This window comes from Actinomadura sp. NPDC023710 (assembly GCF_040639875.1).
Lineage (GTDB): Bacteria > Actinomycetota > Actinomycetes > Streptosporangiales > Streptosporangiaceae > Spirillospora > Spirillospora citrea.
In genome coordinates this window covers 19,951-34,344 of sequence record NZ_JBFAGB010000006.1, presented here as the reverse complement: position 1 = coordinate 34,344, position 14,394 = coordinate 19,951, and the positions used below count along the sequence as shown (strand labels likewise).

Sequence of the window (14,394 nt, the reverse complement as noted above, 5' to 3'; positions counted from 1 at the left end):
AAACCGCGTTCCGATAACAGGAACACTCTGCCGGAGGTGCAGATGCGCAGATCAGTTGTCACGGCCACCGCGGGACTCGCGGCGCTCGCCGTGGCCGCGAGCGGATGCTCGGGCAAGAGCGCGGGCGGCAAGCCGGAGATCCAGATCGGCCTCATCTCCCCGATGAGCGGCCCCTTCGCGGTTCTCGGCATCTCCCAGCAGAACTCGATGAACGTCGAGATCGAGCGGATCAACGCCTCCGGCGGGCTGGACGGGTCCAAGCTGAAGCTCGTCGTCCGCGACTCCGGCCTCGACCCGGGCAAAGCCGTCCAGGCCGCCAACGAGCTCGCCGGGAACGACGCGGTCAAACTGGTCGTCGGCCCCTCGCTGACCGCCTTCTACGACGCGGCCAAGGGCACCTACGAGAAGAACGAGAAGCTCAACTGCCAGCCCGCCGTCTCCACCGGCAGCTTCGCCGGTCTCAACTACGGCTTCCGCTCGCAGGACCCCTTCGACCTCGACGGCAAGACCGTCGTCGACTGGCTGAAGCAGGAGGGCGTGAAGTCGCTCGGCCTCGTCTACGAGGGCGACGACACCGGCAAGAACACCGACGCCCTCATGAAGAGGCTGCTGCCGCAGGCCGGTATCGAGTACCTCGGCTGGCAGACGAGCCGGGCCGACGACCAGAGCCACCGCGCCTACGTCGAGAAGTTCAGGAACGGCGGCGCGATCATGGTGTCCAGCAGCTCCAGCGGGGCGAAGACCATGGCCGCCGCCGCGGAGATCGGCTACAAGGGCAAGCTCGTCGGCGCGGGCTCCGGCATGCAGAACATCTCCTTCGTCGAGGCGGCCGGCGACGCCGCCAGGGGCGCGGTCTTCCCCGCGGCGCTCTACCAGTACCCCCAGCGCATCGACCGGTCGCAGTGGCTGCCGGGTTACCGCAAGCACATCGAGGCGATCGAGTCCAAGTACGGCAAGAACGTCGGCCCGAAGACCGGCGCCACCTCGCCGAAGGGCACGGCCATCGCCGCCGACTGCGTCTACGTCTTCGAGCAGGCGGTGAAGTCCACCAAGAGCACCGACGCGACCAAGCTCGCCAAAGCCGTCGAGAACCTGAATCTGACGGCCGAGCAGACGCCGTCCGGCGACGCGATCCAGCCGGGACCGAGCCACGAGTTCTACCACCGGGTGCACCTCTACCAGTGGGAGAAGGACGGCAAGGGCTGGTACACCAGGGAGATCACCCCGTCGTGAGCGCGCAGGTCTGGATCGACGGGCTGTTCGCCGGGTCGGTGTACGCGCTGGTCGCGCTGGCGCTGGCGATCGTCTTCCAGCCGACCCGCGTCATGAACTTCGCCCAGGGCGAGCCGGTCGTGCTCGGCGCGGCGATCAGCTACCAGGTCGTCGCGCTGTGGCACTGGGGATGGCCCGCGGCGCTCGCGGCCACGCTCGTCCTCGGCGCGGTGATGGGCCTGCTGAGCGAACGGATGATCATGCTGCCGGTGCGGTTGTCCGGTTCCCGGTACGCCTGGATCATCGCGACCCTCGCCGCGGCGATGATCTTCCAGGCGCTGTTCATCCTCCGCTACTTCGACGTCGACTCGCTGCGGCCCACCGCGCTCGCCCCCGGCCACCTGGAGGTGCTCGGGCAGCGGCTCGCCTGGCAGCAGCTGCTCACCATCGCCGTCGCGCTCGCCGTGATGGCGGGATACGACCTGTTCCTGCGCCGCACCGCCTACGGGCGCGCGATCCGGGCGGCCTCGCACGACGCCGACGCCGCCGTCGTCATGGGCATCCCCGTCCGCCGGATCGTCCTGCTCAGCTTCGTGATCGCCGCGGTGATCTGCGCCTTCGCGGGCGTGCTGGCCGCGCCCATCCTGTTCATCGGGCCGGCGTCCGGGCTGATGTTCACCATCAAGGGGTTCACCGCCGCGGTGATCGGCGGCGTCGGCTCGCCGCGCGGCGCGCTCGCCGGCGGGCTGATCGTCGGCCTGCTGGACGCCGTCGTCCGCAACCTGGCCGGCGCGACCACCGGCGACTTCGTCGCCTTCGGGCTGCTCGCGCTGATCCTGGTGGCCTTCCCCTCCGGCCTGTTCGGCAAGCCGATGGAGGCGCACTGATGAAAGCACTCGCGAAGGCGCCCGCCGGGGCGTCGCTGCCGGACGTCCTGCTGCGGCGGCTGCCGGCCGCGCTGACCGTGGTGGCCTTGGCCGTGCTGCTGGCCTGGCCCGCGATCACCGGCTTCTACAGCTACAACGCCTCCTACTACGACGGGATCGTCGCGTCCGCCGCGATCAGCGCGACCCTGACGATCTCGCTGAACCTGTCGATGGGGTACGGCGGGCTGCTGTCGATGATGCACACCGGCATGCAGCTGCTCGGCGGCTACGCCGTCGCCTACACCACCGTCACGGCCGGACTGCCGTGGTTCGCCGGGGTCGCCCTGGCGATGGTGCTCGGCGCCGTCTTCTCCGGCCTGGTGCTCGTCATCAGCCTGCGCGCCACCTACCTGTACTTCGGGATGATCACCCTCGCCGCCAACCTCATCGTCGTCGAGGGCGGCACCGCCTGGGACGCGGTCACCGGCGGCGTCAACGGCATCGTCGGGGTCGCCCCCGGCGGCCTCACCAAGATCCAGTTCTACTACGTCACCCTCGCCGCACTCGTGCTGGTCTACATCGTCCAGCGCAACCTGATCCGCAGCGGCGTCGGCCGCGCGGTGATGGCGGTCAAGGAGAGCCCGGACACCGCCGCCGCCATGGGCATCCGGCCCACCCGCACCAAGGCGCTCGTGTTCACCCTCGCCGGCGCGATCGCCGGGCTGTCCGGCGGTCTGTACGCGCTCCAGCTCGGCTTCATCAACCCCGACGTCGGCATCCTCGACAACGGCCTGGTGTTCTTCGTCGGCCTGTTCCTCGGCGGCATCGGCACCCTGGCGGGCCCGGTCATCGGCGTCGCCGTCATCGCCCTCGTCGTCGAACTGATCAAGGACTATGCCCGCTACACGACCCTGTTCCTCGGCTGCACCCTGCTGCTCGCCATGATGCTGGTCCCGAAGGGGATCGTCGGCACCTGGCGGGCCGGCCGGTTCGGCCGCCCCGCCGACGGCGAGGAGCGCGAACCGTCGGGCGGGCTCCCCGGGTCGGTGCTGCCCGGCGCCGTCGACGCGGACGTCCCGGCGCTGGAGGGACGCGGGCTGGTCAAGCACTTCGGCGGCGTCAAGGCCGTCGACGGCGTCGACGTCTCCGTCGCCGCGGGCAGCGTGCACGGCATCATCGGGCCGAACGGATCCGGCAAGTCCACCACCGTCGACTGCCTCACCCGCTTCCACAGGCTCGACGCGGGCGAGGTGCTGATCTGCGGCGAACCGGCCCCGGACCGCCCCTTCGCGGTCGCCGAGCGCGGCGTCACCCGCGTCTTCCAGGTCCCGCACCTGTTCGAGCAGCAGAGCGTCCTCGACAACGTTCTCGCCGGGATGCGCGGGCGCGAGAAGTACGGCCTGCCGTCGGCGGTCCTGCGGCTGCCCGCCTACCGGCGCCGCGAGGCCGCCTCCCGCGCGGAGGCCGCCGCGCTGCTGGCGTTCGCCGGCCTCTCGGGACGGTCCGCCCAGTTCGCGGGCTCCCTGTCGCACGGTCAGAAGCGCCTGCTGGAGGTCGTCCGCGCGGTCGCGTCCGGACCGCGCGTGCTGATCCTGGACGAGCCCGCCACCGGTCTCGTCCCCAACGAGATCGACGCGCTCGCGCGGCTGTGCCGCGCGTTCCGCGACCACGGCCTGGCGGTCGTGCTGATCGAGCACAACATGGACTTCCTCATGGAGGTCTGCGACCGGATCACCGTCATCGACAGCGGCAGGGTGATCGCCTGCGGCCCGCCCGACGAGGTCCGCGCCGACCCCGCGGTCCTGGAGGCGTACCTGGGCCGCCCCGACCTCGTGGAGGACCTGACATGACCGCGCTGCTGGAGATGACCGGGATCAGGGCGGGCTACGGCGGCGTCAAGGTCCTGGACGAGGTCGACGTGACGGTCGGGGAGGGCGAGTTCGTCGTCCTGCTCGGCCCGAACGGCGCCGGCAAGAGCACGACCCTCAAGGTGCTGTCCGGGCTGCTGAAGCCGTCCGCCGGCACGGTGTCGTTCGCCGGGAGGGACATCACCCGCGTCCCCGGGTGGCGCCGCACCGGTCTCGGCATCGGCCACGTCCCCGAAGGGCGACGGATCTTCCCCGACCACAGCGTGCTGGAGAACCTCCAGCTCGGGAACTTCCCGCTGCGGCGCAGCCGCGCCCGCACGCAGAAGCTCATGGGCGAGGTGCTGGAGCTCTTCCCGCGCCTGGCCGAACGCCGCGACCAGGCCGGCGGCACGCTGTCCGGCGGCGAGGCGCAGATGCTCGCCGTCGCGCGGGCGCTGATGAGCGAGCCGAAGCTCCTCGTGCTGGACGAGCCGTCCCTCGGCCTGGCGCCGCTCAAGGCGGCCGAGATGTTCTCCCACGTCAAGCGACTGCACGCCGAGCGCGGCATCTCGGTGCTGCTCGTCGAACAGCTCGCGCTCATCGCGCTGAGGCTGGCCGACCGCGCCTACGTCCTGGAGCGGGGCCGCATCGGCCTGTCCGGGACGGCCGCGGAAGTCCAGGCCGACCCGATGGTCAAGACCCTCTACCTGGGCGGCGAATCCGCGGCCTGACCGGGGGAGCGATCGCGAACACGGCCGCGGCCGGCGCAGTGAGCGCCGCCGCGGCCCATCGGCGACGCCTCGGCCGACGCGGGCGTCGACGGGTCCCGGGCCGCGTCTGAGAGGTCCGGGTCTGCGGGCCATGGCGCGCGGCGCACCGACGACCAGATCCTGTCGGTGCCCCCATGACGAAGACGGCCGCGGTGAGCATCCAGACCTCGAACCGCGGCTTCGCCGGACTGCGGCGTGCCGCCCTCAAGTGACTGCTCTTGGGCGACACGCCGCAGGTCAGCGGAGCGGCCGGGTCACATGCCGTCGCCGTTCCAGCGGCCCGCGGTACGGCTGCGGACGGGACGGCTGGACAGGATCGGCGCGGGGATGGGGTCGCCCCTCTTCCAGACGCGGCCGGCGCCCATGACGTGGGCGAGGTCGTCGGTGCGCTCGTCGGGGTGTTCGAGGGAGCCGGGGTCGGCGCCCCAGTCGGCGTTCACCGGGCCGTGCCCGTGGTCGTGGTCGTGTTCATGGTCGTGGTCGCCGTGCTCTCCGTGGCCGCCCTGGAGGCGGGCGGCGTCCAGGGCCTTGGCGATGGCGAGGAGGCTCCTGTCGGTGCCGGTGCCGTGCTGCACGTAGTCCTCGTCGATCTCGCCCTGCTCGCGCTGGAACTGGACGGAGGCGCGCAGGTCGGCGAGGTCGCGGTCGCTGCGGCCGGGGGAGCCGGCGCCCAGGTCGTGGGAGGACATCGACCAGCGCATGCGGCTCTCGCCGGGGCCGTAGTTGATGGCCTCGCCGCCCCAGCGGACCCATTCGCTCTGGGTGTACCAGTTGAACAGCTCGCCGTCGGAGCGCAGCAGCCAGGTCGCGCCGCCCTCCATGCTGGTGAAGTGGCCGTGCTTCACGCGGGCGGGACGGAAGAAGTAGGTGCCGAGGTCCAGCGTGCCGAAGTTGTACTCCATGTGGCCCTGGACGGTGTAGGCCTCCTCGTAGCACGGGTGGTGCGCGAGGCGGTGATCGGTCCAGCCCTCCTGGGCGTGGACGAGCCGGGTGTAGAAGCCGGTCACCGGATCGACGTGCAGGTACTTGATGAACAGGCCGGGCATCGGTCCCGGGTTGGGGACGGCGTCCCACTTCATCGCCTCGGTGTCGATGACGAGGACGTCCTCGCGGGCGTCCTTCCAGCGCGGCGCCTCGGTGCTCTGCACCGGGTCGAAGCCGGCGTCGCCGTACTCTCGGTAGTGCAGGATGCGGGTGCCCTCGCTGAAGGTGACGGCCTCGGTCGGGACGCCCCTGGGCGCGTAGACGTAGCCGCCCTTGCCGATCTGCCTGCCGTTGTAGGTCATCGACCCTTCGAGCACGTGGTACTCGGTGTCGGCGTGGTGGATTCCGGGGCCGCGGCCCCAGTCGGTGTGGAAGTCGATCCGCAGCGAGCAGGAGCCGTCCTCCTCGTCCACCGACAGCCGGCGCTCACTGGCCCGGCCTTCGCCGCCGACGAGTTCGGCGGCGTGCCAGATGTAGTCACCCTCCTGGATGAGTTCGACGTGGGGTCGCAAAGGGGCACCTCTTTCGGTAGCGGTGATGCGGGTGTCGACGGGCCGCGAGGGGCCGGACGGTGGGTCAACGGTCGCGGAGTTCGCGCTTGAGGACCTTTCCGGCGGCGTTGCGGGGGAGGGCGGGGAGGAACTCGACGCTGCGGGGCACCTTCGGGCCGGACAGCCGCTCGCGGCAGTGCGCCTGCAGCGCCTCGGCGTCGAGGGAGGCGCCGGGGAGGGCGACGACGAACGCGGCGACGCGCTCGCCCCACTGCTCGTCCGGGCGCCCGACGACGGCGCAGTCGGCGACGCCGGGGAAGGCGCCGAGGACGTCCTCGACCTCGCGGGGCGCGATGTTCACCCCGCCCGAAATGATCATGTCCTTCTTGCGGTCCACCACGTAGACGAAGCCGTCCTCGTCGCGGACGACGATGTCGCCGCTGGTGAGGAAGCCGTCCTGCGTCGTGCAGCCGTCGGTGGCGTCGCCGTCGCGCAGGTAGCCGTTCATCAGGAACGGGGAGCGGCTGAACAGCTCGCCGCGCTCGCCCGGCCCGACGGGGACGCCGGCGGCGTCCACGACCCTGACCTCGGTCATGTACCAGGGCAGGCCGACCGAGCCGGTCCTTCCTGCGTCGGACGGACGGCAGTTGGTGACGATGCCGGCCTCGGTGGACCCGTACAGTTCGTGCACGCCGGCGTGCGGGAAGGCGTCCATGACCCAGTCCTTCAGGACGGCGGGCAGGGCCGCGGCGTTGAAGTAGAGCGTGTCGAGGCTGGACGCGTCGTAGCGGCCGAGCGCGTCGGACGCGCGGAGCGTCTGCGCGTGGGTCGGCACGAGGAACACCGACTGGGCGCGGTGCCGTTCGGCGAGGGCGAGCATCTGCTCGGGGTCCCATCTGGGGAGCATGACCACGGTGCCGCCGGTGACGACGGGCGCGTAGTCGAAGACCATCCCGGCGCCGTGGTACATGGGGGCGACGGCGAGGCTGACACGGCGGGCCCCGAGGCCCCATTCCATGGCGGACAGGTAGCACATGAGCGTCCGGGCGCGGTGGCTGCTGAGAACGCCCTTGGGCCTGCCGGTCGTGCCGGAGGTGTAGTAGAGGCAGCAGGGGGCGTTCTCGTCGACCGGCACCATCGGGTCGGCGGCCCTGGCCGATTCGAGGGCCTTGTCGTAGGAGGCGGTGCCCGTACCGCCGATCTGCAGGACGACCTCGACCGGGACGGGCGGCTCGGTGTCGGAGATGTGGGCGCGGGCGCCGGAGTGCTCCAGGACGTAGGTCGTCTCGGCGTCGGTGAGCCTGGTCCCGATGGGGACGAGCACCAGCCCCGCCATGGCGGCGGCGGCGATGATCTCGGGGTACTCCAGCCGGTTGCCGAGCCGGACGGCGACGCGGTCGCCGGGCCGGAGCCCGCCCGCGAGCAGGGCCTGGGCCAGCCGGCCGGCGCGCGCGTCCAGGGCCCGGTAGGTGAGTGTGCGGTCACCGTCGACGACGGCGGTGGTGTCCGGTGTGGAGGCGGCGAACTCGCGCACGCCCCCGGCCATCGTGAGCGGGGCGCCGCCCGGGAGGAGTGCCACGCACCCACCTCCGTGTTCCGCGGTCTGGAATCGAGTTCCGATCTGTGTGTAGGTGAGAGCTTGCCGGGTGCTCGCACGGCGCGTCAATGGCTGATCGCGAGAAAGTCTGACGTTTAGCGGTACGATGCCCGGTGTGACCGCTGAGAGACCTTCCGACCGGCCGCCCGCCCCCGTCCCGGCGTACGCCGAGATCGCGGCCAGTCTGCGCGACCGCATCATCGCCGGTGAGTTCAAGCCCGGTGACCGGCTGCCCATCGAGCCCGACCTGTCGGCCGAGCACGGCGTCAGCCGCAGCACGGTCCGCGAGGCGCTGCGACTGCTGGCCAGCCAGGGGCTCCTCACCACCACGCGCGGCGTCGCCGGGGGCAGCTTCGTGGCCTACCCGCAGCCCGACCAGATCACCGAGTACCTGGCGACCAGCCTCAACCTGCTCACCCTGGACACCCGGATCACGGTCGACCAGCTGCTGGAGATCAGGGAGATGCTGGAGGTGCCCGCCGCGGGCCTGGCCGCCGTGCGCGGGGACGAGGCACTCCGCGCCGAGCTGCGCGGCTCCCTGTTCGACCCGAGCGCGCTCGGCCCGGCGGAACTGTTCGCGCCGAACCGGCACTTCCACACCGTGCTGCTGAAGATGGCCGGCAACCCGTTCCTGGAGGTCGTCACGCAGCCGGTGTTCCGGGTGCTCAACGAGCGGTTCCTGCGCGAGAACGCGCCGGCCCGGTTCTGGTACGGCGTCGATCACGACCACCGCGAGATCCTGTCCCGGATCGAGGCGGCGGACGAGGCGGGCGCGCGGGAGGCGTGCCACGCGCACCTGGAGAACCTGCGCGAGACCTACACGACCATCGACCGTACCCACCAGGCCGGGAACGGGTCGGCCGCCGGCGACTGACCCGCCGCGCCGCGGCTCAGCCGATCCTGGTCTCGTTGATCAGGGTGCGCCTGTAGCAGACGCCGTCACGGATCCACTGCCAGACGCGGGCGCGCTCGTCGCCGTCCTCGCTGAGGTGGATCAGCTCGAACAGCCGCAGGTCCTCGCCCTCCGCCTTGTAGATCCAGTTGAGGTAGATGACCCGGTCGTCCAGTTCCCAGAACTCGCCGCGCAGCCGCTCGGTGTCGAACGTGCAGCGCCCGCCGCCCTGGTAGACGCCGGGGAAGACGCGCCTCTCGGTGCGGCCGTCGTCCCAGGCGTACTCGTTGACCTGGTGGTAGTCGTACTCGCCGTCCATCGGAAGGGTGCAGGTCAGCAGCGATTCGTGCCGGTCGGTGACGGTGCCGGCGGCGTCGAGGTAGGTGTAGGCGCCCTTCCACCTGCCCTCGTGCCGGGCGAGCAGCGGCATGTCCTCGCGGATCGTTCCCATGGGGTCTCCCTTCGGTCGCGGCCGCTCAGCTCGGGCCGGTGAGGCGGTCGATGGACTCCTGCTGGCGGCGGGCGAACCAGGCCCGCTCGGGGGCGCGGCCGTCCAGCCCGTTCGGCCGCTCGACGTCGTGCCGGGCATACTCGTCCGCCCACAGGCCGGGCTTGACGCGCGACGGCAGGTTGCCCATGCCGGGACGGGCCCGGTTGCGCCGCAGGGCGGCGAGGTCGAGTTCGGCGTGGGCGACGAGGCTCTGCCCGCCGGCGGCCTCGGCCAGGACGCGGCCCTCGAAGTCGACGATCTCCGAGCCGCCGGAGGTGGAGTCGCCGGGGATGGGGAGGCCGCGCAGGCCGCCGCTGTTGGCGGACACGACGTAGGCGAGGTTCTCCACGGCGCGGGCGCGGCGGCCGATCTCCTTCGGGGTGAGCGCGGGGCTGGTCGCCTCGGACGTGGAGTGGCAGAACACCTCGGCGCCGCGCAGCGCGAGGGCGCGTGCCAGCTCGGGATAGAGGATCTCCTCGGAGGCGATGCAGGCCAGGTTCCCGATTCCGGTCCGGGCGACGGGCAGCACCGCGTCCATGCCGTAGAGGTCGAGGTAGCGGTCCCACACGTCGTAGGGGGACGGCGAGTACAGCGAGTGCAGCCGGCGGTAGCGCAGCACGGTCTCGCCGGTCGGGCCGATCACGAAGGACGCCTGGAAGTACAGTTCCGGGAAGTTCGGGTCGCTCTCGTAGGCGTTGCCGGACAGGTACAGCCCTTCGCGGGCGGCGACGGCGGCCAGCGCCTCGTACTCGGGGCCGCCGGGGGCGAGTGCGGCCATGTGGCGCCAGAGCCCGACGGGCTCGCCCATCGGGAAGCCGCTGAGCACGTACTCGGGCAGCACGACCAGCCGCAGGTCGGGGCCGACCCAGCGCTTCGCGGCGGCGACCTCGCCGCCGATCCGGGCGATGGACGCGGCCATGGTCTCGCGCGCCTCGGCGGGGGACAGGCCGTTGACGACGCGCGTCCGGGTCTGCAGCGCGAGGGCCCGGTAGGCGGTCTCGGTGGCGGCCGGGGTCTGATCCACGGTCCTGCACCCTCCCCACGTCGTCGGAACGCCGTTACGCTAAGCGGAATAATGTTGGCCGCGCAAGGGGTCCGAGGTCTTGACGTAGGAAAAGTCTGACCTTTAAGTTCGGTGCAACCCCTCCTGCAGGGGGGATCCGGAGGAGGCGCGGGATGACCGTCCACGAAGCCCAGATCGGCCGGTACTACGAGGACTTCGCCGTCGGCGACGTGTTCCAGCACCCGTTCGGCCGCACCATCGGCGAGAGTGACAACACCTGGTTCACCCTGCTGACGCTGAACACCAACCAGAACCACTACAACGCCGACTTCGCCGGCCGTTCCCCCACCGGCAAGATCATCGTGAACTCGGGCCTGACGGTCGCGCTCGTCCTCGGCCTGTCGGTGATCGACATCAGCCAGACCGCCCTGCTGAACCTCGGCTGGACCGACATCCGGCTGACCCACCCGGTGTTCGTCGGCGACACCGTCTACGCCGAGTCGCTGATCACCGACATGCGGGAGTCGGCGTCGCGGCCCTACGCGGGCATCATCACCGCCCGCACCCGCGGCCTGAACCAGGACGGCGACGAGGTCGTCTCGTGGACGCGCACCGTCATGGTCTACAAGCGGGACGCCCCCAACGACAAGAAGTACTTCCCCGAGGCCAAGACCGGGCCGATGACGGCATGAGGATCACCTACGGGCCGTGGGGCGAGACCCTCGCGGAACTGGTCGAGGCCGCGCGGGCCGCCGAGGACGCCGGCGCCGAGGCCCTGTGGCTTCCCGAACTGCACCGCAGCGCCACCGTCCCGGCCGCCGCGGTCGCCGCGGGCACCCGCCGCGCCCAGGTCGGCACGGCGATCGCGCTCGCCTTCACCCGCAGCCCGATGACCACCGCTCTGGAGGCCCTCGACCTCGCCGAACTGTCCGGCGGGCGGTTCGTCCTCGGCCTCGGCACCGGCGTCAGGCGGCTCAACGAGGACTGGCACGGCGTGCGCTGGGAGCGCCCGGCCGCGCGGCTCCGCGAGACCGTCGCGATCATCCGGCACTTCGCCGCGCACGCCGCGTCCGGCGAGCCGATGATCGTCGAAGGGGAGCTGGAGAGCCTGCGGGTGCGCGGCTACCAGCGCCCCTGCCCCTCCACCGGATTTCCCATCTACCTCGCGGGGATGGGGCCGGTGATGACGAAGCTGGCCGGGGAGATCGCCGACGGCTGGATCTCGCACGAGCTGTGCTCGCCCGCGTGGCTGCGCGAGCGCGCCCTGCCGCTGCTGCGCCCCGGCGTCGACGCCGTCGTGTCGGCCGCCTGCTCCATCGACGACGACCCCGCGCTGGCGCGCCGCCGCGCCGCCGGGCTCGCCGGGTTCTACGCCTCGGTCCGCACCTACGCCGACTTCTTCGCCTTCCATGACCTCGCCCGCGAGCAGGACAAGGTGATCGCGGCGTTCCGCGCCGGAGCCCGCGCCGACGACCTCGGCGCCGCCGTCCCCGACCGGATGGTCGACGCGCTCACCCTCACCGGCACCGCCGCCCAGGTCGCCGAGCGCGTCGCGGCCTACGCCGGGCACGCCACCACGATCAAGCTGACGCCCCCCGTCCACGGGCTCGCGCCCGCGCAGATCCGGCTCGCGCAGGCCCGGATCATCGACCTGATCAAGGAGCTCACATGAGGCCGCTGGAGGACGTGCGGATCGTCTCCCTGGAGCAGTACGGCGCGGGCCCGTTCGGCTCCCTGCACCTGGCCGACCTCGGCGCCGAGATCATCAAGATCGAGGACCCGCGGACCGGCGGCGACATCGGCCGCTACGTCCCCCCGTACGCCGAGGGGGAGGACTCGCTGTTCCACGAGGCGTTCAACCGCAACAAGCGGTCGGTGTCGGTCGACCTGTCCACCGAGGCCGGCCGGACGGTGTTCGAGGGGCTCGTCCGGGCCTCCGACGCGGTCTACTCCAACCTGCGCGGCGACGTGCCCGCCAAGCTGCGCATCACCTACGACGACCTCAAGCACCTCAACCCGCGGATCGTGTGCTGCTCGCTCACCGGCTTCGGGATGACCGGCCCGCGGTCCAGGGAGCCCGGCTACGACTACATCCTGCAGGGCCTCGCCGGCTGGATGGACCTGACCGGCGAACCGGACGGCCCGCCCGCCAAGTCCGGGCTGTCCCTCGTCGACTACTCCGGCGGATACGTGGCCGTGCTGTCGCTGCTGGCCGCCCTGCACGCCGCCCGCCGCGACGGCGTCGGGATGGACTGCGACGTCTCGCTGTACGACACGGCGATCTCGATGCTCACCTACCCGGGCGTCTGGCACCTCAACGCCGGGTTCGCCCCGTCCCGCACCCGGCACTCCGCGCACCCGTCGCTGGTGCCGTTCCAGAACTTCCGCGCCGAGGACGGCTGGCTCGTCGTCGGTTGCGCGAAGGAGAAGTTCTGGCAGCGGCTCACCGCCGTCCTCGGCCGCGCCGACCTGGCCCGCGACCCGCGCTTCGCCACGTTCGCCGACCGGCAGCGCAACGCCCGCGACCTGCTCGACGTCCTCGAACCGCTGTTCCTGACCCGGACCGTCGCGCAATGGCTGGAGCCGCTGTACGCCGCGTCCATCCCGTGCGGTCCGGTCAACGACGTGACCGCCGCGCTCACCGAGCCGCACACCGCCGCCCGCAACCTCGTCGTCGAGACCGACCATCCCCGCTACGGGAAGGTGAAGAACCTCGCCTCGCCGGTCCGGGCCGGAGACCAGCCGCCCGCCTACCGGCGCGCCCCGCGGCGCGGCGAGGACCTCGCCCACGTCACCACCGAGGTTCTCGGCTACACCGCGCAGCGCGTCGCCGAACTCGCCGCCGCCGGCGCCTTCGGCCCGCGCGCGGAACGCCCATGACCGCGGCACGCGCATTGGCGGAATGGGCGCTCGGGCTCACCCTCGGGGACGTTCCGGACGCCGCGCGGCGCGCCGCGCTCCGGCACGTCCTGGACGGTCTCGGCTGCGCGGTCGCCGCGTCCCGCCGGGGCGCCGCCGACGCCGCCGTCCTGACCGCGCTGGAGCTGGGCGGCGGACGCCCCGAGGCGAGCATCATCGGGCAGCCCACCGCTACCGGCCGACAGAGCGGCGGACGCGTGACGCGCGCCGAGGCGGCGTTCGCCAACGGCGTCCTGATGCACGCGCTCGACTTCGACGACACCCACGCGGGCGGGCTCGTGCACGCCTCCGCGCCCGTCCTCCCGGTGGCGCTCGCCGAGGCGGAGGCGCTCGGGCTCGGCGGCCCCGACCTGCTGCTCGGCGCCATCGCCGGGCTGGAAACGATCTGCCGGCTCGGCGCCGCGGTCCCGCACGGCTTCCACGCCCGCGGCCTGCACGCCACCGCCGCCTGCGGAGTGCTCGCCGCCGCGCTCACCGCGTCCCGGATGCGCCGGCTGACCGTGGACGAGACCGTCCACGCGCTCGGCATCGCCGGGAGCCAGGCCGGCGGGCTGCTGGAGTTCCTCAACACCGGCGCGTCCACCAAGCAGCTGCACCCCGGCTTCGCGGCCCGCGGGGGGGTGCTCGCCGCGACCCTCGCATCCCACGGCGCGACCGGTCCCGACACCGTGGTGGAGGGCGAGTACGGCCTGTACGGGGCGCTGCTCGGCCGCCGCGTCGAACCGGCCGCGGTCCTGGACGGGCTCGGCGAGCGCTGGGAGCTGACCCGGATCACCGTCAAGCCCTATCCCGCCTGCCAGCTCATGCACGCCCAGCTCGACGCCGCCCGCGACCTGCACGGCGCCGGGGTCGAGAGCATCACCGCCGAGGTGCACCCGGATGCCGCGCCCATCGTCTGCGCGCCCGGCAAGGAACGCCCCCGCACCCCCTACGACGCCAAGTTCAGCCTGCCGTGGAGCGTCGCCGCCATGGTGGTCGACGGCGCCGTGACCACCGCGACCTACGACACGATCGACCGTCCCGAGGTGCTCGGCCTCGCCGGACGCGTCCGCACCGAGGTCGTCGACTTCGGCGGCGCGGCGGCCGACCAGCCGGGACGGCTCCGCGCCGTCACCCGCGACGGGCGCCGGGTCCTCGCCGAGGTCCCGCGCAGCGGCGGCGGCCCCGGCGATCCCGACATCGACCGCACCGTCAGGGACAAGGCCCTCGCCAACCTGGGCGACCCCGCGCACCTGACCGAGATCCTCGCCCTGCCCGACCGCACCTCGGTGCGGCCGCTGCTCGCGGCCCTGGGGGCACGGTGATGGAGGAGACGAGCAATGG

Annotated in this window: 13 protein-coding genes; 9 read left to right on the top strand and 4 right to left on the bottom strand. The window is 72.2% G+C overall.

The window, feature by feature from the left end:
• Positions 1-42 precede the first annotated feature (42 nt).
• From AB0H37_RS08840 to AB0H37_RS08825, 4 genes are read left to right on the top strand one after another with little or no spacing between them, the layout of a single operon-like run.
• Positions 43-1,233 carry an ABC transporter substrate-binding protein gene (locus AB0H37_RS08840; RefSeq protein WP_360612014.1) on the top strand — a complete coding sequence of 397 codons (1,191 nt, stop codon included), beginning with the start codon at positions 43-45 and terminating at the stop codon, positions 1,231-1,233.
• The gene (locus tag AB0H37_RS08835) at positions 1,230-2,099 is read left to right on the top strand and encodes a branched-chain amino acid ABC transporter permease (protein ID WP_360612013.1); all 870 of its coding nucleotides are present in this window, start codon (positions 1,230-1,232) and stop codon (positions 2,097-2,099) included. Before AB0H37_RS08840 ends, AB0H37_RS08835 begins: the two co-directional genes overlap by 4 nt.
• Positions 2,099-3,928 carry a branched-chain amino acid ABC transporter ATP-binding protein/permease gene (locus AB0H37_RS08830; RefSeq protein WP_360612012.1) on the top strand — a complete coding sequence of 610 codons (1,830 nt, stop codon included), beginning with the start codon at positions 2,099-2,101 and terminating at the stop codon, positions 3,926-3,928. Before AB0H37_RS08835 ends, AB0H37_RS08830 begins: the two co-directional genes overlap by 1 nt.
• Positions 3,925-4,656: an ABC transporter ATP-binding protein gene (locus tag AB0H37_RS08825; RefSeq protein ID WP_329092312.1), complete on the top strand. Its 732-nt coding sequence runs from the start codon at positions 3,925-3,927 to the stop codon at positions 4,654-4,656. The genes AB0H37_RS08830 and AB0H37_RS08825 overlap by 4 nt, the downstream gene beginning before the upstream one ends.
• A 293-nt stretch (positions 4,657-4,949) precedes the next feature.
• On the opposite strand, the gene AB0H37_RS08820 is transcribed toward AB0H37_RS08825, so the two are convergent.
• Positions 4,950-6,191 (bottom strand): DUF4437 domain-containing protein, encoded by a 1,242-nt coding sequence (locus AB0H37_RS08820; RefSeq protein ID WP_360612011.1) that lies wholly within the window; start codon positions 6,189-6,191, stop codon positions 4,950-4,952.
• A 64-nt stretch (positions 6,192-6,255) separates the two neighbouring features.
• Positions 6,256-7,749: an AMP-binding protein gene (locus AB0H37_RS08815; protein ID WP_360612010.1), complete on the bottom strand. Its 1,494-nt coding sequence runs from the start codon at positions 7,747-7,749 to the stop codon at positions 6,256-6,258.
• Between the two features lie 133 nt (positions 7,750-7,882).
• Between AB0H37_RS08815 and AB0H37_RS08810 the strand changes: the two genes are divergently transcribed.
• On the top strand, positions 7,883-8,641 hold the full coding sequence (locus AB0H37_RS08810; RefSeq protein ID WP_360612009.1) for a GntR family transcriptional regulator: 759 nt from the start codon (positions 7,883-7,885) through the stop codon (positions 8,639-8,641).
• A 16-nt stretch (positions 8,642-8,657) separates the two neighbouring features.
• Here the strand turns inward: AB0H37_RS08810 and AB0H37_RS08805 are convergent, their stop codons facing one another.
• On the bottom strand, positions 8,658-9,110 hold the full coding sequence (locus AB0H37_RS08805) for a DUF3598 family protein (RefSeq protein ID WP_360612008.1): 453 nt from the start codon (positions 9,108-9,110) through the stop codon (positions 8,658-8,660).
• Positions 9,111-9,135: 25 nt separating this feature from the next.
• Complete coding sequence (locus AB0H37_RS08800; RefSeq protein ID WP_360612007.1) at positions 9,136-10,173, bottom strand: nitrilase-related carbon-nitrogen hydrolase; 1,038 nt, start codon at positions 10,171-10,173, stop codon at positions 9,136-9,138.
• Between the two features lie 152 nt (positions 10,174-10,325).
• Between AB0H37_RS08800 and AB0H37_RS08795 the strand changes: the two genes are divergently transcribed.
• Genes AB0H37_RS08795 through AB0H37_RS08780 form a run of 4 tightly spaced genes read left to right on the top strand, consistent with a single transcriptional unit; the run spans position 10,326 to position 14,375 of the window.
• On the top strand, positions 10,326-10,844 hold the full coding sequence (locus AB0H37_RS08795) for a MaoC family dehydratase (RefSeq protein WP_329092301.1): 519 nt from the start codon (positions 10,326-10,328) through the stop codon (positions 10,842-10,844).
• The gene (locus tag AB0H37_RS08790; RefSeq protein WP_360612006.1) at positions 10,841-11,824 is read left to right on the top strand and encodes an LLM class flavin-dependent oxidoreductase; all 984 of its coding nucleotides are present in this window, start codon (positions 10,841-10,843) and stop codon (positions 11,822-11,824) included. The genes AB0H37_RS08795 and AB0H37_RS08790 overlap by 4 nt, the downstream gene beginning before the upstream one ends.
• Positions 11,821-13,032 carry a CoA transferase gene (locus AB0H37_RS08785; protein ID WP_360612005.1) on the top strand — a complete coding sequence of 404 codons (1,212 nt, stop codon included), beginning with the start codon at positions 11,821-11,823 and terminating at the stop codon, positions 13,030-13,032. The genes AB0H37_RS08790 and AB0H37_RS08785 overlap by 4 nt, the downstream gene beginning before the upstream one ends.
• The gene (locus AB0H37_RS08780) at positions 13,029-14,375 is read left to right on the top strand and encodes an MmgE/PrpD family protein (RefSeq protein WP_360612004.1); all 1,347 of its coding nucleotides are present in this window, start codon (positions 13,029-13,031) and stop codon (positions 14,373-14,375) included. Before AB0H37_RS08785 ends, AB0H37_RS08780 begins: the two co-directional genes overlap by 4 nt.
• Positions 14,376-14,394: the final 19 nt, after the last annotated feature.

What these genes read in the sequence shown, in the direction of transcription:
- AB0H37_RS08840 (WP_360612014.1), top strand. Translation starts at nt 43, where the DNA reads ATGCGCAGATCAGTTGTCACGGCCACCGCGGGACTCGCGGCGCTCGCC.
- AB0H37_RS08830 (WP_360612012.1), top strand. Translation starts at nt 2,099, where the DNA reads ATGAAAGCACTCGCGAAGGCGCCCGCCGGGGCGTCGCTGCCGGACGTC.
- AB0H37_RS08825 (WP_329092312.1), top strand. Translation starts at nt 3,925, where the DNA reads ATGACCGCGCTGCTGGAGATGACCGGGATCAGGGCGGGCTACGGCGGC.
- AB0H37_RS08805 (WP_360612008.1), bottom strand. Translation starts at nt 9,110, where the DNA reads ATGGGAACGATCCGCGAGGACATGCCGCTGCTCGCCCGGCACGAGGGC.
- AB0H37_RS08795 (WP_329092301.1), top strand. Translation starts at nt 10,326, where the DNA reads ATGACCGTCCACGAAGCCCAGATCGGCCGGTACTACGAGGACTTCGCC.
- AB0H37_RS08790 (WP_360612006.1), top strand. Translation starts at nt 10,841, where the DNA reads ATGAGGATCACCTACGGGCCGTGGGGCGAGACCCTCGCGGAACTGGTC.
- AB0H37_RS08785 (WP_360612005.1), top strand. Translation starts at nt 11,821, where the DNA reads ATGAGGCCGCTGGAGGACGTGCGGATCGTCTCCCTGGAGCAGTACGGC.
- AB0H37_RS08780 (WP_360612004.1), top strand. Translation starts at nt 13,029, where the DNA reads ATGACCGCGGCACGCGCATTGGCGGAATGGGCGCTCGGGCTCACCCTC.